Below are 19,504 nucleotides of genomic sequence, written 5' to 3' on the forward strand. Positions count from 1 at the left end.
GGAGAGGCGATCGCAAAAAAATAGCACCTCCTCAAGCTTGAGAAAGTGCTACAGGGTATGGATTTAACTTTGCGTCAGGATGTAAGAAGATTTCTTGCTATTTCTAGCTCTCAATCTTTAGCTATCTCTAGCTGTGCTGATGATTGCCATTGGTGCGAGGGCTGCGGGCTCCCACAGAAGCGCCAACCATAGAAGCTACTAAGCCGAGTAGAGAACCAAAGGTGAAGGACCAACCTGCTTTCGCGGCATTGCCAGCCAAATCACGGGTGCCTTGAGCTGAGATATTAGGAGGGCTAGGGATAGCACCTGGGTTGGGAATATCGACGCCACCCGGTTGGGCTGCAGCAGAGGCAGCATCGGCAGCACTATTCACTAACAAACCAAAAGTACCAGATACACCACTTGCCAACAGCCAAGAACTAATAGCCAAGGTGGTTGCCCAAAGGATCGCCCCATTTAACAGGGCAGTACTGCGGTTCATCGGACCACAAGTACGGCTTGTAATCCAACCACCAATAAACAGAGAAATAAATAAACTAATAATGCTCCAGATGCCAACAGCAGTACCAACATCTCCAGCATCGGATCGGGGAGCACCGGACCCCGCAATGCTAGATAGTCCGATCGCAGCACCCAAAGCGCTTAATACTAATTGGGTTGCCAAAGCTGTGAGCAAACCTGCCAAAATGGGACCCCAACGGACCCGATCATGATATTCAGTAACTGGACCGTAAGCTGTTCTTTCAACTACATTATCTGCTGGCCGATTTGTATATGCCATAGCCTAATCTACCCCCTCCCACTGTATAGGTTCTTAAAGAATTTGCTTTAGCAATTTCTACATTTGAGCTCTACTTTAAGCTGACTCTACAGTGACTACATCTACCGGCGGGAATAAGATTCAGCTCCTTTCATACTCTCAGACACAGAAATTAAAATTTGTTTTTTTCTAAACTAAGAGGCGTGAATTAGTTAAGTTTTTGTCAAGTTACTCATCCCAAACATTCGAGAAGTTCTAACTCAGTTCTTATCATGAAAACTAAGCCAACTTGAATCTACTCCTTTCATGAAAGGGTTTCAGGCGATCGCGGTTAAAAATACATTGACTGAATTTACATAATATTGCTTGACTTATTAAAGTCTGGGACTTTGTAACACTCTTAACCAATTCAGTCCAGAAGGTATTCCTGCTTACATGAATAACTATTATGTCTGAGTCGCTCTTCACAGATATTAAAACTTATACTTCTGCTCACTTAAGTTAGTAGAGGCTCTACAACTCAGTTACTTGCAAAATACCTACTCCTTTAGGCGTAGTAAATGGGCAGCTTAGCCACAAAAACCATTGTTTAATGAGTGGCACATAACCCTTTAGAAGTAGGTTGCCTCAAGCCTTAACGCAGCCGAATTGCAGTTCCAGTCGCAGTGATGAGCAACAACACTCCAGACTGATCCAGGCTGATCGTTCCAGTGTCGATCTCAATGCCAATGACAGCATTTGCTCCTAAACGCTCTGCTCGCTTCTCTAGCTCTGCGAGTGCATCTCGTTGCCCTTGCTCAAAAACGCGCTCGTAGCTGGCTGTCCGCCCGCCAATAATGTCTCGAATTCCCGCAAAAAAATCTCGCAGCGCATTACTGCCGTAGACTACCTCAGCGGTCACGATGCCTAAATAAGCTTCGACAGTGGCTCCTTGAATGACATCAGTTGTTGATAAAATCATCGGTTGTCCTCACGCAACAATACTTAAACAGTTAACTGCCTCACCTCAAGTTAGTGAAGCCATACCTGATAGCACTCTCAACGTATCTCAAGTTTAGAATCCAAGTGTTATCAGCTTGGGTACAACGAACGGCAGCGATCGAACTTCACTGCAAATGGAACTTGTTGTTGGTAGCAGCAGTCTCCTTCCTGATCCTTTTTCAGGGTCGCTGTAGCCGTTAATCATTGCAAACGTCGTCTAGGAAAATTGGCCGTGTATAGACAATCTCTTTTGGCCTTTAGTGTGCTGTGCTTAGCAGGCTTAGGTCTAGCTGCACCCGTAACTCAAGCCTATGAAGCAAAACAGACCCCAGCAACCAACCGCCATCAATCAGCGATCGCGAGCGGCTTAATTGCTCAAGCCAGCGGGTCCAACAGCGAAGAACTAAGCCGACTGCTGAAGGAAGGACGGAAGTTGGTTGATTCTGGCAACTTCCCTGGTGCCTTAGCACTCTATGAGCGAGCTGCCAATTTGGATGGTAAGAATGCCAAGATCTTCTCTGGAATTGGTTATCTGCAAGCTCGACAAGGCAATTTCCCCGCTGCTGCTGCAGCCTACCGTCAAGCCGTGGCGTTGGATCAGAAAAATGCCGATTTTCAGTACGCCCTTGGCTATAGTCTGGCCAACTCTGGAGATAATCCGGGAGCTGCTGCCGCCTATCAACGAGCTACTCAGTTAGATGGCAAAAATATAGAAGCCTACCTAGGATTGGGGATCGTCTTAGCTCGCCAAGGTAATAACGACGGGGCGATCGACGCTTATCAAAAAGTCATTACCATCAACCCCAAGAGCGCCAAACCCTATGAAGCGCTTGGATCACTATTGCTCCAGCAAAAGCGCTATCGAGAAGCGATCGCTACTTTACAGAAGGCGGCTCAACTAGCCCCCAATCGGGCCAGCACTCAAATTAATTTGGGCGTTGCTTTCCTGAATCAGGGCGACACCCGTGGCGGCATTACCGCCCTGGAACGAGCCGCCCAAATGGAACCCCGTAATGCTGATATTCACTTGCAGATTGGCAAAATTTTGCAAGACCAAGGCGATCGCCCTGGATCTTTGCAAGCTTATCAACGCGCCGTTGCGATCAAGCCTAGTTTGACGGAGGCCCATGCTGCGATTGGTGATTTGTATTTGGAGGACCAAAATTTCCTGCGGGCGATCGTAGCTTATCGCGAAGCCTTGGAAGCTAGCCCCGATGATGCCAGGACCGTTTACAACCTGGCTGTGGCTCTCAGAGGCCGCGATCGCCTAGACGAAGCCGAAGACACCTTCAAAAAAGCCCGCGACTTATTCAAGCGCCAAGGCGACAAAGCAGGAGAGGAAAAAGCCGAATCCGCCTTACGCAGTTTTAAGGACTGAAATCAACTTTCCGAAGCTACAAGTTCTTGCAAATAACCAAGGTTGGGGAAGACCCAATCTCACGGCCAGAGTCTGAGAGTAGGTACTCTTAGCCTCAGCTTTAGGCTGCAAAAGGTGAGCCTGCTCAATTCTTGGTTACGAGTGGTTATAAAGACTGAGTCATCACTAAACCGTGCTTCAGCGGTCTCCCCACCCCCAAAACTCTGGAATGAAAGATTTCAGAATCATCTCCGAGCTAAACCTGCATCAGCGAAACTCGATTTCCTGATTTACGTAAATTCAAAAAGAAAGATGAAGCTGTAACAAGAACTATAAATCTGGGAAAACTTCTCTAAGCTCTTGACAACCTCACAGGGCGCTCAACTACCGAGAGCAATCTTCACCATAAATTCAAACAGTGCAGTTTACATTTATTAACAAAATGCAATAGTATGTATTTAGGTATATATCCTCAGTTGAGTATATATTCTTATTTGTCCTGATCGTGTTGACTCAGTCTGTCAAGGAAACCTTATACAGGAGCGGTGGGAGAAGCAAATTCCCTCTAGCTTGGGCTACTGGTTAAGCTGCTATCCCAATTATTCAATCATCGATTTCGAGAGCGCCTAGCACCATCTGGTCTGACCTCCCTTCAATCGGTAGACCTCCTATCCAATCGAGACGGATTGATTCAGCACCCTGAATGCCCTTCGTAACGAAACGACCGAATTATTAGGTCTTGACATGAGTACCCATTTTCCTTGGCTCACCACCATCATCTTGCTGCCTCTCGTGGCATCCCTGCCCATCCCCTTCTTACCTGGTAAAGACAACAAAGTTGTCCGCTGGTACGCCCTAGGGGTGGGTTTAGTAGATCTAGTCCTAACTCTCTTCACCTTCTGGCAGCACTACGATTTACAAAACCCTGAGCTACAGCTCGTTGAAAGCTATACCTGGATTTCCCAGATAGGTCTTAACTGGTCAGTCGGCGTTGATGGTTTATCGATGCCTCTGGTGCTTCTAACGGCTTTGGTCACGACCCTCGGCATCATGGCAGCTTGGCCTATCACCCACAAGCCGCGCCTGTTCTACTTCTTGATGCTGGCCATGTACAGCGCCCAGATTGGAGTATTCGCAGCTCAAGACTTGCTGATGTTCTTCCTGATGTGGGAACTGGAACTGGTTCCCATCTATTTGCTGATTTCGGTCTGGGGCGGTCAAAAACGCCTCTATGCAGCAACCAAATTCATTCTCTACACGGCGGTTGGTTCGCTGTTTATTCTCGTTGCTGCTTTTGCAATGGCCTTCTATGGCGACAACGTCACCTTCGATATGCGAGAGCTGGCCCTTAAGGACTACTCTCTAACTTTCGAGTTGATTGTCTACGCAGCCTTTCTGGTTGCCTACGGGGTCAAGCTCCCCATGTTCCCCCTACACACTTGGCTACCGGATGCTCACAGTGAAGCGCCCGCGCCTGTGTCCATGCTGCTGGCGGGTGTGATGCTGAAGATGGGCGGCTATGCCCTAATCCGGATGAACGTGGAAATGCTGCCAAACGCTCACGTTTACTTTGCGCCTGTGTTGGCTCTGCTCGGTGTAGTCAACATTATTTATGCAGGTTTGACAGCGTTTGCTCAGACCAACTTGAAGCGCCGCATGGCCTACTCTTCTATCTCCCACATGGGCTTCGTGCTGATTGGGATTGCCTCCTTTACAGAGGTTGGATTGAGTGGGGCGATGCTGCAAATGATCTCCCACGGTTTAATTGCAGCGGCTCTATTCTTCCTGTCTGGGGTGGCTTACGAACGGACTCACACCTTGATGATGGACAAGATGGGCGGCATGGCGAAGCAAATGCCGATTGTGTTTGCTTTGTTTACCATGGGTTCGATGGCCTCGCTGGCGCTACCCGGAATGAGCGGTTTTGTCAGTGAATTGAGCGTATTCCTCGGCTTTACCAGCAGCGAAGCTTACAGCGACCCCTTCAAAGTCGTGGTGGTGTTGCTGTCGGCGGTGGGCTTGATTGTGACTCCCATCTACTTGCTCTCGATGCTGCGGGAAGTGTTCTACGGTACAGCTAGCCCGGAAATGGCTCAGGTCAAATTCTGGGATGCAAAGCCTAGAGAAGTGTTCATCACGGCTTGCCTGATTGTGCCCATCATCGGAATTGGTTTGTATCCTAAGCTGGCAACCCAAACCTACGATGTGAAGACCGTCGCGATCGCCTCTCAAGCCAGAAACTCCCTACCTCTAATCGCAGAGCAACCTCCCTCTCGCTTGTTCTCTCGCGTCTTGAGCGCACCTCAACTACAAACTCCGAAACCGAGTGAGCTGCTGGGTGTGTTGAAGTAGATTTCTGCCCCATTAACTCAACGGACAGCATTGATTGTTGTCCTTACCCCTGAAGTCAGCAGTATGATTTCAGGGGTTTTTGTTGATTGCAAGGATTGAGACTATGAAAGTTTGGACTTCTGTACTTCTGGCTCCGGTGGTTGCTTTAGTCTGGTCAGCAAGCGTCCAAGCAGCTCTACGCACCAAAGTTGTGGAGTATAAGCAAGGAAACACAGTTTTAGAAGGATATTTGGCTTACGACGATGCAGTAACTGGCAAGCGGCCCGGTGTATTGGTAGTGCATGAGTGGACAGGTATCGGGCCTTATGTGAAGCGCCGCACCAATCAACTAGCAAAAATGGGTTATGTCGCTTTTGCACCTGATATTTATGGCAAGGGCATTCGGCCCAGCAATCCGAAAGCAGCAGGAGCCGAAGCGACCAAGTATCGCTCTAATCGGGCGTTGTTACGCGATCGCGCTCAGGCTGGTCTCAATGTTTTGCGTCAACAAACTCAGGTAGACCCCAAGCGAATTGCGGCGATCGGGTACTGCTTTGGCGGTGGCACAGTCCTAGAACTGGCGCGTAGTGGCGCTGATCTTGCAGGGGTGGTTAGTTTTCACGGTAATTTAGACACCCCCAACCCAGCCGATGCCAAAAACATTAAAGCTAAAGTTTTGGTGTTACATGGAGGTGATGACCCTCTAGTACCTGATGAGCAGGTGCAGTCTTTTAAGCAGGAGATGCGCCAAGGTAAGGTCAATTGGGAACTGGTGAGCTATGGCGGTGCCGTCCACAGTTTCACAAATGCCGAAGCAGGCAATGATGTCTCTACAGGGGTGGCTTACAACCGCACCGCCGATCGCCGCTCTTGGGAAGATATGAAGCAGTTTTTTACGGAGATTTTTGGCAATAGAAGGTAGTTGAGAACAGAGGTGAGGAGCCAGAATTGTTCTAGCGATTTTCAATTGACTAAACGACACTATTTCTGTAGGGGCAAGTCTTGTGCCTGCCCACTGCCTTTACAGAGCACCCACAAGAGGTGCCCCTACAACTGCTATCTATGTTAATTGAAAGTGGCTGTATCTCCTCACTTCTCACTCCTAGGGATTGCTAGCTGCCTGTTCTTGCACAAGGTTGGGGCGGGTCACATTCGAGGCAAACAGGTTTTGGAAGGCCGTTTTGCGGCGGGCGACGTTGTTGGTGTCAAAGTTCCACATGGTTTCGTAGTAGAAGAAAGACACGCCCTTGAAGTCGCGATCGCGTACTGCTTGCACTTGGGCTTGAATTTGTGGAGTTGGCATCAAACGGTCTTTTAAGCCTGCCAGAATCCCGATCGCAACAGGAATATGTTGTTTTGCAGCTCGAACTTCGGGCTGATCGAGTTCTGAAATAAAGGTGTTTAAGTCAGTGCGATAAATCTGGAGCAACAGTTCTTCTACCAAACCACGGCGTTCCCACGTGGCCCAATCGGCCAAAAATTCCTCGTAGGAGAACTTTTGGGGATTGGGAGAGAGGGAAACGATCGCCTTGGGTTTACGAGCCTTAATTGCCTCAAACGTGCGAGCGAACACAGCGGTAATTTTGTCAGCACGCCAACGAGTCCACTCGGCATCTTTGGGATCGCTGGGTGGGCTCTGGCCTTGATGTTCTTGCTGATAAAGCTTGACGGTGATGGGGTCGTAGCCAAACTGAGCAGGTAGCCCAAAGTGGTCATCAAACTGAATGCCATCAATGTCGTATTTGGTGACAATTTCGGTGACCAAATCGATCATGAACTGCTGCACTTCTGGCTGAAAAGGATTGAGCCAAACGCGACTGTGCTTGCCTTCTGCCCAAATCGTGGAACCGTCTTGTCGAGTGGTAAGCCAGTCAGGATGACGCGCCACTAAATCTGACTCGGCAGGAGCCATGAAACCAAACTCAAACCAAGGAATCACAGCCAGATTATTACGGTGGCCTTCTTCGACTGCTTCCGCGAGCATGTCTCGCCCTTGCAGACCGGGTGTTGGGTCTACCTCGGTACCAATCACTTTTTTGGCGATTTGGCTAGGGTAGAGTGTATGGCCCCAGTTCCAAACCGTTGGGTAAATGGTGTTGAACTTGATGTTCGCCAGATCTTGCAAGTCATTCTTGAGGCGATCGCGACTAAACAAGATCTCGCTATCGACATTGGTAAGCCACACGCCCCGAATTTCACTGGTTTTATTGGTACTTTGAGGCTGAGATTGGGGTTTGTTGCTAGCGATGTATTGAGTAGGAATCAGGGCGAGTTGATTGCTGCCTGCTCGGCTCTGACAAATGGCCGCAGCTACATCAGCGCGAGTCGCAACTTGGTTGGGATTGAGGGCTTTGGCATTGGGATAGTTGACGACAATTTGCTTTTCAGTCGCCGCCGCGATCGCGTTACGGGCATAGTCAGGAATTGCTTGAGCATCATTAAAGGTAGCGTTCAGAGTTGTTGCAACGGGTTGAGCAGGTTTGTAACCTAAACCATTGGCCAACGCTACCAACACTTGCGCTCGTGGAATGTTCTGACTGGGCTTAAAGATGCGGCCTGGATAACCTGACAAAAACCCAGCATCAGAAGCCTGGAAAATCGATGCAGATGCCCAGTGGCTTACAGGAACATCGACAAATGAAATTCCTAACCAAGTAGCGGGACGAGCAGGAAGAGGGTTGGAAGCAAAGTCTTTCACTTTCATCACCATTGCGGCGAATTCAGCGCGGGTGACGGGGGCACTGGGGCGGAAGCTACCATCAGGATAGCCACTAATGATTTTCTGATCAGCCAAATTTTCAATACAGTTCTGTGCCCAGTGACCTTGAACGTCCTTAAATTTATTTGGGCTCGTTTGTGCGGTGGTGGGGGTCATCAAACCCGCTGCAATCACCATCGCGATCGCAGTCAAAAAGGTGGTGAGGAAGGTCAGCGGTGAGCGGGGTCGGTAGATCTTATGCATGGAAAAGTTCTGTAAGGCCAAGGTGACAGGCAAAGACGAATGGATGGCGGCTTATCTCTTTTAATCCAATTAAGTTGCCCTAAATTCCGTCAAAAAAAGTGGGCCTCATCTAGTCCACTTAATCCACGACTCTAAAAGTGATGTCACGGTGCCGATCGCGCCAGTAATGTTACAAGGCGATCGCTCCTTACCTCAACCCGACTTACCACTCGCCTTGGCTTTGTAGCCTAGTTTGATCAAAATTTCTACGAGCTTCTGTGTGTGGTCACCCTGAATCTCAATCGCGTTTTCTTTCACGGTGCCACCCGCTCCGCACTGGGCTTTTAGCTTTTTCAACAAATCGGCCAATGTTTCTGCCTTGGCTTGGAACCCAGTAATTTCAGTCACCGTTTTGCCACCCTTGCCTTTTCGGGTTGCCTGCACCTTCAAGTTTTGTTGATTTGGCGGTAAATCGGGCACTCCACGCGCAAACGCATCAGGATTGGCAGAGTTACCAAATTCAGAGTAGACAACGCGATCGCTCTTATCAGTCGGCTTACGCTTAGAAGAAGCCATAGTCAGAAACTGCTTATTGCTGAGTTGAATTCGTAGGAGTTGTAGGTTCTCCCTTCACTCCCCCAATGTAAAACAACCGGGTCACTGCTTCATAGGCCCAATGCTCACGCGGTACGTCGGAGAAAGGTGGCTCAAATTGCTCAATTGGGGTTTCGTAAACCTGAGGGATTGGCAGCGGCGCATCCTGACGGCGAATCGGATAACCCTCGTTTAGAGTCGGATCTACTTGCGTCGGTTGCGATGGAGATTCAGTAGGTGTGAGATCAGGCGTTTGAGCTTGAGCAGGATGAACGACGATCGCGCTTCCAGTCAAAGTTCCTAAAACCAAGAGCCATCCTAAAGGACGGGCCAGAATTTTTTGCAGCATACGAGGATTGAACGTGCGAACTGTTTCTCCAAGGTAGCGCGATCGTTTTGGCTGTTGCCCAATTTCATAACTCAGGCAACCCCTAAATGCCGAGCTTCATCCGCATTACTTCATATAAAACCCGCGATAGTTCTCGCCGTTGTAGCACTTGTTTGTCGGCAGGAGTTCTCGCAAAAGCGCGATCGTATGCAGCAGGCAGTGCTTTTTTGACTAAGAACGAGAGTTGCTCGCGAGTAATCGGGCGTTCTGGGGCAAAACGGCGATCGCCCACACCAGCGGCAATTTGCTTCGCGACTAATGTTTCAATCATCGGGTAAGCCCAGCGGTAGTTGGGTAACACATCCACGAAGGTTGGCGTGGCAGGCGAAACCAGTTCAAAGCCCAACAGCTTGACCAATGCGGTCGCGACCACAGCTCGATTGACGCTGGCTGAGGGGCGAAAATGCAAATCGGTGTAGTTCTCACTGCGAATAATGCCTGCGGCGGCTAAAACTTGAATCGCTTCAAAGTCTGGATCGTCGTGAGCAATATCATCAAACCAAAAGAGCGGGATGCCATTGCGAGTCAGGGTGCCTTGCAGCTTGCGTTTAAGCGTTTCGTTGGTGGCAATATCGCGAACTTCTACTCCTGCATTGACGGCTAGAGCGGCTAAATAACCTCCCGCTTCTCCGATCGCCCACTCTACGGGGTGCATCCGATAAGCCGCATTGGTAATGTGGGTGGTGCCGATGCTTTTGGCCGACAGGATCAAGCCATCGGTGTTAATCGGAATCAAAGCACCGAGCGGCAAGGTAAAGGGCAACGCAATCACGTTTTCCCCTGGCAAGCTGGCATGACCTGGCTCATCGTTGCCATGCAAATCAAGATAGTGGTACTGCCCAATGCCGACACTATCCTCAAAGCTTTTTGCTCTTGCCTGCCCAGGGAAAAAGGGTTTGGCGACATCTTCATGGCGAATCGTGGTGGCTGCAATGCCGCGTCTAGCTTCGCGAATGTAAGGCTCTATGGCAATACCATCCCGAGTCCAAGTGAGGTCGCCGCGTGGCTTTAGGTCTGGGACTCCGTTGGTTTGCAAATAGTGAACGTAAGCACGGGCGCGATCGCGGGCTTGCTGAATATGGCGCTGCCGTTCTTCTCGGCTCACACCTACCAGAACCCCGACTCGATAGTCATTGCCACAGCACCAAGGCCCGTTTTCCCCATGTTGATGTTGGCCCCAGTTTAGGACGGTGACATCTCCAGGGTTAATTGTTTTCTCATTTTCGGCTGCTCGGGAAATTCGTCGATAGCGAAAGATGCCAAAAGGATTGAAAAACTCACGGGGTTGGGGTTCCCACTGTCCACGGCTTTTGTGCCAAAAGGCGCTTTGAAACTCTGCCGCATTTAGCCAAGGACTGCTGTTATATCCAGGAGGAGCCCCGATCGCCACCCCACGTCCCGGAGCCGTCCGTTCGACAACAGCGCCAAAGGTAAAAGATTGCTGACATTGGGGCAAGGCTCGTTCGGGCAAGGCTTGCTCTCCGGTTTCACTCCGGGCTTCCTGACCGACGCGAGATTCAATATTGCCTAGTTCTAGCAAGTCTCCCAACTCTGTCGCTTCTAGGATGACTCTGCTGTTGATCGTAAAGGTGTGATTGTTCTGGCGATCTTGAAACACAATTCCCGTCACGCGCCGACGCTGGCCTGGATTGTCGCTGGTCACGACTCTGATCGGTTCAGCAAAAGGAATCAGGATGAGCTTGCCTTGGGCGAGGTAAGGGGCGATCGCTTCGTTCATTGCGGTGGCGGCGACTACAGGGGTAGTAGCTAGGGGGCTGACCCAACCTCCGCCCGGATTGGCAACTTTTCTACCGTTGAGCTTTTGTAATTCCCGTTGGCGATCGCGGAAGCTGCGTTGGGTTTTAGAAATGGCAAACCGCTCGCCTTCGACTTGAAAGGGGGTGGCAGCTTGGCGCAGGAGATCGCCATCATCGGAAGCGGGGAGGGCTTGGGCGGTGAATTGTCCGCCAACTACGGCTTGGGGTTGGACGAGACAAACGGTGATGCCACTGCGTAGGGCTGCAAGGGTGGCAGCATAGGCGGCTGTGGAACCTCCCACAATCAGAATTGGGTAAGACAGCGATCGCCCATTCTCTGGCCTTGTGAAGGTGTTGGGGTCGAATATTCCCCCTTGCTGGCGGACTGGCTGTGGTGTCGGCATGGCTTTAATCTGGCGGTTGAGAATGGTGGGATGCGGAAAAGCCTGATTTATGGATTTTAAGCAGGGTTAGGGGTTTAGCTTGGTTTGCCACAGCTTGATTTAAGTTCTGGGCAAAATCAAGACTTGAGGGCACCTGCCCTCAAACTCCCGCTGAGGGACGGCTGCATCCCCCAGACCCCCTCCAGACGAGTCTAAGTGTGGGTGTTTTGGTACTTTGTTTTCGGCACTTTGTAATGCTTCACTCTCCCAACTCCCGACTCCTGACTTGGGGCTCCTCCCTTTTTCATCCTTCAGCCCTCCTCTTTCATCCTTCCCTGTTCCCTCCTTTTCTCGCGATCGCTGTTTCAGAACTAGTGGGATTTCTTATAATGAACCTGTCCCCTCACTGCGTCAGGTCTGTGACACGTACTCCTCTTTCTTCTACCCATCAATCTGCGATCGATAATCTTGCTGAAGTGATTACCTCGGCTCAGCGGCCTGATGCGCTAGGGCGGTTTGGTCAGTTTGGTGGTAAGTATGTGCCAGAAACGCTGATGCCAGCGCTGAGTGAGTTGGAGACTGCGTTTCATCAGTACTGCAACGATCCAGAGTTTCAGCAGGAGCTACAAGGCCTGATGCGGGACTATGTGGGACGGCCCAGCCCGCTTTATTTTGCCGAGCGGCTGACGACTCGGTATGCTCGCCCGGATGGGAGTGGTCCGCAGATTTATCTGAAGCGTGAAGATTTAAACCACACAGGCGCTCACAAAATCAATAATTCTTTGGCTCAGGCGCTGCTGGCGAAGCGGATGGGTAAGCAGCGGATTATTGCGGAAACGGGCGCGGGACAGCATGGCGTGGCGACGGCAACGGTCTGTGCTCGTTTCGGTTTGGATTGCATCATCTATATGGGTGTGCATGATATGGAGCGGCAAGCTCTAAACGTGTTTCGGATGCGGCTGATGGGCGCGGAGGTGCGTCCGGTGGCTTCTGGGACGGGCACGCTCAAGGATGCAACTTCGGAGGCGATTCGAGACTGGGTGACGAATGTGGAAACGACTCACTACATTCTCGGTTCGGTTGCAGGTCCGCATCCTTACCCCATGATTGTGCGCGACTTCCAAGCGGTGATTGGTCAGGAAACCAGGGCGCAGTGTCAAGAAAAGTGGGGTGGTTTACCTGATATCCTGCTGGCTTGCGTGGGCGGTGGCTCAAATGCGATGGGCTTGTTCCACGAATTTGTGAATGAACCGAGTGTTCGCATGATCGGCATTGAAGCGGCTGGAGAAGGCGTAGACACGGAGAAGCACGCAGCGACGTTAACTCGTGGTCGTGTGGGTGTGTTGCATGGGGCGATGAGCTATCTATTGCAAGACCAAGACGGCCAGGTAGTTGAGCCACACTCGATTAGTGCGGGCCTAGACTACCCTGGCGTTGGCCCTGAGCACAGCTACCTCAAAGATAGCGGTCGGGCGGAGTACTACAGCATCACGGACGCAGAAGCGCTAGATGGCTTCCAGTTGATTTCTAAGTTGGAAGGAATTATTCCCGCTTTGGAAACGTCTCATGCGATCGCCTACTTAGATTACCTTTGCCCTCAACTTGAAGGTAGCCCCCGCATTGTGATCAACTGCTCTGGCCGTGGCGACAAGGACGTGCAGAGCGTAATCAAATACCTGAAGCTGGACGAGCAGAATTCCTAGGAATTCCACCTTTTGCTTTTCGTAGGGGCGAAGCATTCGGCAATAGTACTTTGGGCAACTACAAAGACTCTCAACCGAATGCTTCGCCCTTACTTTGAGAAGCGCGATAAGGGCTACGCCCTCGCAAGCGATCGCAAATTAGGGAACCATTGTTCTAGTTGCAAGTCCGAATAGATCGGGTGTTAGCTTGAGAAATTTTTCTCTCCTCAAAACTTGACTGACTTAGGGTTGCATGCACCTCATCTACCATTTCTGACTTGCTCTAGATCAAATAGGAGCCATGTTTCATGATGCGACCCCTTCTGACTGGGATTGCTTGCAGTGCTGTTGTGATGACGGGTGGATTGGTGGGAGTTTTCACTCACCAAAATCCTGCCCCTGCCATCACCAAATCTATTAGCCCAACGGCTCAGCCTGCTCACTCACACACACAACTACTCGCTCAAACCCCAACAACGGCTAGTTCACTCACCGCTATTGAAAAATCTGCTTTTGATCAGATTAATAAGTACCGTGCTTCCAAGCGCCTACCTGCATTAACTTGGAACGCAGCGATCGCGGAGCAATCCCGGATTCACAGCCAAAACATGGCCAGCGGCAAAGTGCCATTCAGCCACGATGGCTTTCAGCAACGAGTGACCGCGATCGCCAAAACAATAGCGTACAGAGGGGCGGCTGAAAACGTTGCTTATAACCAAGGCTTTAGTGATCCTGCGACTAAGGCAGTGCAAGGCTGGATTAAAAGCACGGGACACCGCACCAACATCGAAGGCAACTACAACGTCAGCGGCATCGGTGTCGCCAAAAACGCCAAAGGCGAATATTACTTCACTCAGGTCTTTATTCGTTCGCGATAACGGATAGTCTCAGGCTCTTGTAGCCCATACAATAAGAGGTGCCCTGCTGCTGTGGCGGTTTCGGGCACTTTGTTTATGAGCGGTTGAGCGATGGATTTTGAAGACTTTCAGGTTTACGATCGCGACTTACCTGAAGCAGCATTACAGCAATACTTACCCGCCGAAGCGATCGCGGTTGATACAGAAACAATGGGTTTACTACCCCACCGCGATCGCCTTTGTTTAGTGCAACTCTGCGATCCTCAAGGCCGAGGAGCCGTGGTGCGGATTGAGCGTGGCCAAACGGAGGCTCCCCATCTCCAGGAATTGTTAGAAGCGCCGACAGCGACAAAGGTGTTTCACTTTGCCCGTTTTGACATCGCCACGCTGAAGCACAATTTGAGTATTCAGACCGCACCCATCTTCTGTACCAAAATCGCCAGTAAACTAGCCCGCACGTATACTCCACGCCACGGCCTAAAAGATGTGGTGCAAGAGTTGGAGCGAGTAGAGCTGGATAAAAGTGCTCAAAGCTCGGACTGGGGCAACGCAGCCAATTTATCAGACGAGCAATTGCGCTACGCCGCTAATGATGTGCGCTATCTTTTGAGCGTGCGCCAGAAACTTATAACCATGTTGCAGCGAGAGGAGCGATGGGATCTTGCCCAGCAATGCTTTAATTGTCTACCGACCCTGGTGGCGCTGGACTTGCTGCAATACAAAGATTTGTTTGAGCACTAAGCCTACAAAAAGCACCCTTTTAGCGTTGAAAAGCGGTCAGCGTTGCTTCAATCGGGTAGCCCACGGCTTTCCACGCAGGCAAGCCACCTCGTAACTCTGATACCTGGCGATATCCGGCGGCTCGCAGTTTAGCAGCGGCTTCGGCGGCTTCTTCGTCAATATCGCCGTAGATGTACAAATCGCGATCGAACTCTAGGGAATCTAGGGTGCGAGCAGGAAGCTCGGGCAGAGGCATGGAAATCGCCCCCGTGATGTGGCTGAGGTTGAATTGGCTGCGATCGCGCACATCAATGATTGTCAGTGCGGGTTCACCCCAATCTAAGCGAGCTTTGAGGTCGTAAACGCGAGACTTGGACCGTAGCGCTGGGGGCCGAGGGAGAAGGCTAAAGAACGCGTCCATGTGGAGAATGCCAAGTAGCTTTGCTTGCAATCTAACAACTGATTTTGCGAGCTGCAAAATTTTATGTAGAAACCTTGACTTATGAACCCTGATTTGGTGCCTCGTTTAAAGCGACAACTGATCAGCTAAAGATTAAAAATGGGGCATCACCTCAAGGTGGCCCCGAAATCAATCTAGCGCTTAAAAGCAAGACACCAGACGCAGCAAGGGTTCAATGATTAACTATTGGAAATCAATTTCTTGCTTTTGAGTGTGATTGGCGAGCGCAGAGATCACGTTGTATCCTTCAGGTCCAGGAGGTCTTTGAGAGTCCTCAGCCCCGTCAGTGGCTCCATCTATTGCTTTCCACGCTTCCAAGCCACCCTTTAGCTCAGCCACATTGAAGAAACCAGCGCCCCGGAGGGTTTGGGCTGCTTGAGCCGTTTCTTGCTCGTTGCCACCATACACATAAATGTCGCGGCTGGGTTCTAGGCTGGACTGCGCCCAAGACACCAACTCATCCATTGGCATGGACATGGCTCCAGTGATGTGGCTAGCATTGAAGCTGTCGCGATCGCGAGCATCTAGAATTGTCAGCGCAGGCTCACCCCACTCCAAACGAGACTTGAGGTCATGCACCGAAGATTGAGCCTTCAGGCCAGGAGGGGTAGGAGTGACATTGGGCAAAGCTTCTTTAGCATGTTCAATTGCATCTGCGACCTTATGGGTTGCGTTATCCGCAGCGTGAGCAGCATTATTTACGGCACTTCTAGCTTTATCTTGCATATTTTCCATAACGAGCTTATTAATCGAATCACATCATCTGAACTGTAATCGCAAGCCCAAAGGCAATCGATCCCCCCTGAGTAGTAAGGTCAAAAAGTTCTCCCTTTGGAGAGATCGCATACCTTTCAAGTGCGTTCAAAAGCAAGGCGATCGCACTCGAAACCTAGCCCCGCTCCAGCAGATCTGTCCTCTAAACTGGATCTATGGCACCCAGAATTCAGACCCTACCGCTAGAGGTAGTCCATTTAATTGCGGCTGGAGAAGTGATTGATTCTCTGGCGGCAGTTGTGCGGGAATTAGTCGAAAATGCCCTAGACGCAGGGGCAACCCGCATTGCGATCGCAGTTTGTCCAGAGCAATGGCGAGTCCGAGTGGCCGATAACGGCGCTGGTATGGACTTGGCAGATTTGAAACAAGCCGCCACACCCCACAGCACCAGCAAAATCCAAGCGAGCGAAGACCTGTGGAAGATTACCAGCTTAGGATTTCGGGGGGAAGCGCTACACAGCTTGGCTCAGTTGGCAGAGCTGGAAGTATTAAGTCGGCTCCATAGTAATCAAGCAGGTTGGCAAGTTAGCTACAACACCCAAGGAGAGCCAGCGCGAGTTGAACCTGTCGCGATCGCCCCTGGTACCGTCGTCACTGCCAGCAACTTGTTTGGCATCTGGCCCGCTCGCCGAGAAGGACTGCCCTCCCCTGCGCAGCAGTTACGCGCGATTCAGCTCACCATTCACCAGATCGCCCTCTGTCACCCCCACGTCACCTGGCAAGTCGAGCAAAGCGATCGCCCTTGGTTCTCGATTTGGTCTGGAGAAGATGCCAAGCCAGTTTTAGCCCAGATTCTACGAAGCAGCCATCTCAGTGACCTACATGCTTTAGCGATCGCTAGCCCCAGAACCGCCACTATCCCAGAAATTCCCAACCCTGACACTTCCAACCCAGAAAAGCTGCAACTAGTCCTAGGCTTGCCAGACCGTTGCCATCGTCGTCGTCCCGACTGGGTGCGAGTTGCCATCAATGGCCGCATCGTCAAAGCCCCAGAACTAGAACAAACTATTCTGGCCGCCTTTCGCCGCACCCTCCCCCGCGATCGCTACCCTGTTTGCTTTGCCCACTTGCAGGTTCCCCCCAACCACATCGACTGGAACCGCCATCCCGCCAAAGCCGAGGTGTATCTGCATCACTTAAGCGATTGGCAAGAAGCCGTCACTCAAGCGATCGCCCAAGCCCTGCACTTCAGTCCAACCCAACTCACCGAGTCCTACCATTCCGAAAGAGTGGGACAACTCTTGAAAGTCGCCGAAGCCGATGGTGTGTATCAAGTCAGCCGCACCATTCCCGTAGAAACCGAAACCACTGTTACAACTGATGACTCAATCAACCCGACTGTCACCAATCTTCTAGAACTAAGAGCCGTCGCCCAAGTCAGCAATACCTATATCGTCGCCGAGCATCCTGCGGGCATGTGGTTGGTAGAGCAGCACATTGCCCATGAGCGCGTCCTGTATGAGCAACTGTGCGATCGCTGGCATCTAGTCCCCCTAGAACCCCCCGTCATCCTCAACAACCTCTCTGCCCCCCAGCGCAAACAACTGCAACGCCTAGGACTAGAAGTTGAACCCTTTGGCGAAAAACTCTGGGCCATCCGCACCGCCCCCGACCTCCTAGGCCAACGCGAAGACTGCCCCGCCGCCCTCTGGGAACTCAGCTTGGGCGGCGACTTAGAATCCGCCCTCGTTGCCACCGCCTGCCGCAGCGCCATCCGCAACGGCACCCCCCTCACCTTGCCAGAAATGCAAACCCTCCTCGACCAATGGCAACAAACCCACCGTCCCCATACCTGCCCCCACGGTCGCCCCATCTACCTATCCCTAGAAGAAACCGCCCTATCCCGCTTCTTCCGTCGCCATTGGGTGATTGGGAAGAGTCATGGGATTTAGGAGAGTGAGGAGTGAGAAGAGAGGGGTGAGGGGAAGGATGAGGGATGAAAAGTTAGGAGTCAGGAGCCAGAAATTAGAGGACAAAAGTTCTTCGCGAGAGACACCAAAGTTACCTTTGGAGAGAGTCTGGGGGACGCAACCGTCCCTCAGCGGGAGTTTGAGGGCAAGCGCCCTCAAGGCTCGGATTGCAAAACCCCAACTCAGACCACCAAGCCCAAGCTTACTGCGACAAACTACCCGCACTAAATTCCTGATAAAAACTATCCACCACTTGATCCAACGCCACCGCCCTCGATGCCTTAAACAACAAGCGATCGCCCGGCTGCACCAATTGCTTTAAGCGCTCCACCACCGCCTCAGACCCATCAAACTCCTCCGTCGCAATCCCCACCGCTCCAGCCGCCATCGCCGCACTTTCCGCTGGATCAGCCAAAATCAACAAATGATCTAAACGTAATTGAGCTGCCATCGCTCCCACCTGTTGGTGAAACTCCGGCGATCGCTCCCCCAACTCCTTCATCGTGCCCAGAACCGCAATACGACGCTGACCCGGCGTTTGGGCTAGCAACTGCAAAGCCGCAATCATCGACTCCAGCCCAGCATTGTAAGTTTCGTCCAAAATCACTACATCATTGGGTAGCTCATGGCGCTTGGCGCGACCACTAGGTAAGTCCACCGCCAAGCCCGCCTGCAAGGGCTCCCAGCTAATATTCAAGCTTTTGGCAACCGCCAGAGCAGCCAAGTAATTGAGAGCATTGTGCTGTCCCGGTAGAGGTAAGGGAAACTGCATCCCCTCTAAACTTAAAGTGGTGGCATCTAATAACTGTCCTTGGAAGTCCCCGCCTGCTAAACCATAACTGATGGTCTTTCCTGACCAGACCGTTGCCGCAGTGGGTAACAACAGGGGACTGTCGTGGTTGAGAATTGCGGTTCCTGTGGGAGCCATTTCCGCCAACAACTCACACTTGGCCTGCGCGATCGCCTCCTCAGAACCCAACCGTCCAATGTGTGCCGTCCCCACATTCGTAATCACCGCAATGTCAGGCCGCGCAATTTGCGTCAGCAAAGCAATCTCTCCCGGACCTCGCATGCCCATTTCAATCACGGCATAGTCATGGTCTGGCTCTAGTTCTAATAGAGTTTTTGGCACCCCAACTTCGTTGTTGTAGTTGGCTTGGGTTTTCAACACTCGTCCCTGGGTTGCCAGCACCGCACTAATTAATTCTTTCGTAGTGGTCTTGCCCACCGATCCTGTCACCGCCACCACCGGAATCCCACACTGATCTCGCCACCACCGCGCGATCGCTTGGTATGCCTGCAACGTATCTGTCACTTGCAGCAGAGGAAAAGCCCCAGTATTTTCCCGTGGTGGAGTTTCTTCATAAGCTTGATCCACGATCGCCGCGATCGCTCCTTGGTCTAGAGCGGCACCGACAAATCCATGCCCGTCAAACTTTTCACCCCGCAAAGCGACAAACACTTCTCCAGGTCGAAGACTCCGAGTATCAGTGCCAATGCCGATTGCTTGCTGCGCTAAATCCGCGCTAGAGAGGTTAAGGGGTATAGCGTGCAGAATCTCTACGAGCTGGGATAAGGTGGCACGACAAGGCATAAGACGGCAGTGATT

Annotated in this window: 16 protein-coding genes; 7 read left to right on the forward strand and 9 right to left on the reverse strand. The window is 51.4% G+C overall.

Annotated elements, in window-relative coordinates; translation table 11 throughout:
- Positions 1–127: 127 nt before the first annotated feature.
- Both NDA01_RS00640 and NDA01_RS00645 read right to left on the reverse strand, forming a co-directional pair.
- The gene (locus NDA01_RS00640; protein ID WP_348226505.1) at positions 128–781 is read right to left on the reverse strand and encodes a hypothetical protein; all 654 of its coding nucleotides are present in this window, start codon (positions 779–781) and stop codon (positions 128–130) included.
- 613 nt (positions 782–1,394) lie between these two features.
- Complete coding sequence (locus tag NDA01_RS00645) at positions 1,395–1,721, reverse strand: YbjQ family protein (RefSeq protein WP_190432100.1); 327 nt, start codon at positions 1,719–1,721, stop codon at positions 1,395–1,397.
- A gap of 252 nt (positions 1,722–1,973) precedes the next feature.
- Between NDA01_RS00645 and NDA01_RS00650 the strand changes: the two genes are divergently transcribed.
- The 3 genes from NDA01_RS00650 to NDA01_RS00660 all read left to right on the forward strand — a co-directional run bounded on the left by NDA01_RS00650 (position 1,974) and on the right by NDA01_RS00660 (position 6,351).
- A complete protein-coding gene (locus tag NDA01_RS00650; RefSeq protein WP_199296205.1) occupies positions 1,974–3,119 on the forward strand; it encodes a tetratricopeptide repeat protein in 1,146 nt (381 codons plus the stop codon).
- A 723-nt stretch (positions 3,120–3,842) separates the two neighbouring features.
- Positions 3,843–5,450, forward strand: a complete 1,608-nt coding sequence (locus tag NDA01_RS00655; protein WP_348226506.1) for an NAD(P)H-quinone oxidoreductase subunit 4 — start codon at positions 3,843–3,845, stop codon at positions 5,448–5,450.
- A gap of 103 nt (positions 5,451–5,553) precedes the next feature.
- A complete protein-coding gene (locus tag NDA01_RS00660; RefSeq protein WP_348226507.1) occupies positions 5,554–6,351 on the forward strand; it encodes a dienelactone hydrolase family protein in 798 nt (265 codons plus the stop codon).
- A gap of 180 nt (positions 6,352–6,531) precedes the next feature.
- Here the strand turns inward: NDA01_RS00660 and NDA01_RS00665 are convergent, their stop codons facing one another.
- The 4 genes from NDA01_RS00665 to NDA01_RS00680 all read right to left on the reverse strand — a co-directional run bounded on the left by NDA01_RS00665 (position 6,532) and on the right by NDA01_RS00680 (position 11,513).
- Complete coding sequence (locus NDA01_RS00665) at positions 6,532–8,391, reverse strand: glycoside hydrolase family 10-like protein (protein ID WP_348226508.1); 1,860 nt, start codon at positions 8,389–8,391, stop codon at positions 6,532–6,534.
- A gap of 192 nt (positions 8,392–8,583) precedes the next feature.
- Positions 8,584–8,946 (reverse strand): translation initiation factor, encoded by a 363-nt coding sequence (locus NDA01_RS00670; RefSeq protein WP_348226509.1) that lies wholly within the window; start codon positions 8,944–8,946, stop codon positions 8,584–8,586.
- 13 nt (positions 8,947–8,959) lie between these two features.
- Complete coding sequence (locus tag NDA01_RS00675; protein ID WP_348226510.1) at positions 8,960–9,313, reverse strand: hypothetical protein; 354 nt, start codon at positions 9,311–9,313, stop codon at positions 8,960–8,962.
- A gap of 82 nt (positions 9,314–9,395) precedes the next feature.
- A complete protein-coding gene (locus tag NDA01_RS00680; RefSeq protein ID WP_348226511.1) occupies positions 9,396–11,513 on the reverse strand; it encodes an FAD-dependent oxidoreductase in 2,118 nt (705 codons plus the stop codon).
- 398 nt (positions 11,514–11,911) lie between these two features.
- On the opposite strand from NDA01_RS00680, the gene trpB reads away from it, so the two are divergent.
- The 3 genes from trpB (at position 11,912) to NDA01_RS00695 (ending at position 14,772) form a co-directional block, all read left to right on the forward strand.
- Positions 11,912–13,195, forward strand: coding sequence for a tryptophan synthase subunit beta (trpB, locus tag NDA01_RS00685; protein ID WP_431193269.1), 1,284 nt, complete (start codon positions 11,912–11,914; stop codon positions 13,193–13,195).
- Between the two features lie 287 nt (positions 13,196–13,482).
- Entirely contained in the window at positions 13,483–14,052 is a 570-nt protein-coding gene (locus NDA01_RS00690; protein ID WP_348226512.1) for a CAP domain-containing protein, read from the forward strand.
- Between the two features lie 90 nt (positions 14,053–14,142).
- Entirely contained in the window at positions 14,143–14,772 is a 630-nt protein-coding gene (locus NDA01_RS00695) for a ribonuclease H-like domain-containing protein (RefSeq protein WP_348226513.1), read from the forward strand.
- Positions 14,773–14,791: 19 nt separating this feature from the next.
- Here the strand turns inward: NDA01_RS00695 and NDA01_RS00700 are convergent, their stop codons facing one another.
- Together NDA01_RS00700 and NDA01_RS00705 are read right to left on the reverse strand one after the other, a co-directional pair.
- On the reverse strand, positions 14,792–15,172 hold the full coding sequence (locus tag NDA01_RS00700) for a rhodanese-like domain-containing protein (protein ID WP_190561185.1): 381 nt from the start codon (positions 15,170–15,172) through the stop codon (positions 14,792–14,794).
- Positions 15,173–15,394: 222 nt separating this feature from the next.
- Positions 15,395–15,946, reverse strand: coding sequence for a rhodanese-like domain-containing protein (locus tag NDA01_RS00705; protein ID WP_348226514.1), 552 nt, complete (start codon positions 15,944–15,946; stop codon positions 15,395–15,397).
- Positions 15,947–16,140: 194 nt separating this feature from the next.
- Here NDA01_RS00705 and mutL point away from each other — a divergent pair, with 194 nt between their 5' ends.
- Positions 16,141–17,877 carry a DNA mismatch repair endonuclease MutL gene (gene mutL / locus NDA01_RS00710; protein ID WP_348226515.1) on the forward strand — a complete coding sequence of 579 codons (1,737 nt, stop codon included), beginning with the start codon at positions 16,141–16,143 and terminating at the stop codon, positions 17,875–17,877.
- 220 nt (positions 17,878–18,097) lie between these two features.
- Here the strand turns inward: mutL and NDA01_RS00715 are convergent, their stop codons facing one another.
- Positions 18,098–19,489, reverse strand: coding sequence for a UDP-N-acetylmuramoyl-tripeptide--D-alanyl-D-alanine ligase (locus NDA01_RS00715; protein ID WP_348226516.1), 1,392 nt, complete (start codon positions 19,487–19,489; stop codon positions 18,098–18,100).
- Positions 19,490–19,504 lie beyond the last annotated feature (15 nt).

Origin of the sequence: Trichocoleus desertorum AS-A10, from assembly GCF_039962155.1 — a bacterium.
In the GTDB taxonomy this organism is placed as follows: Bacteria; Cyanobacteriota; Cyanobacteriia; order FACHB-46; family FACHB-46; genus Trichocoleus.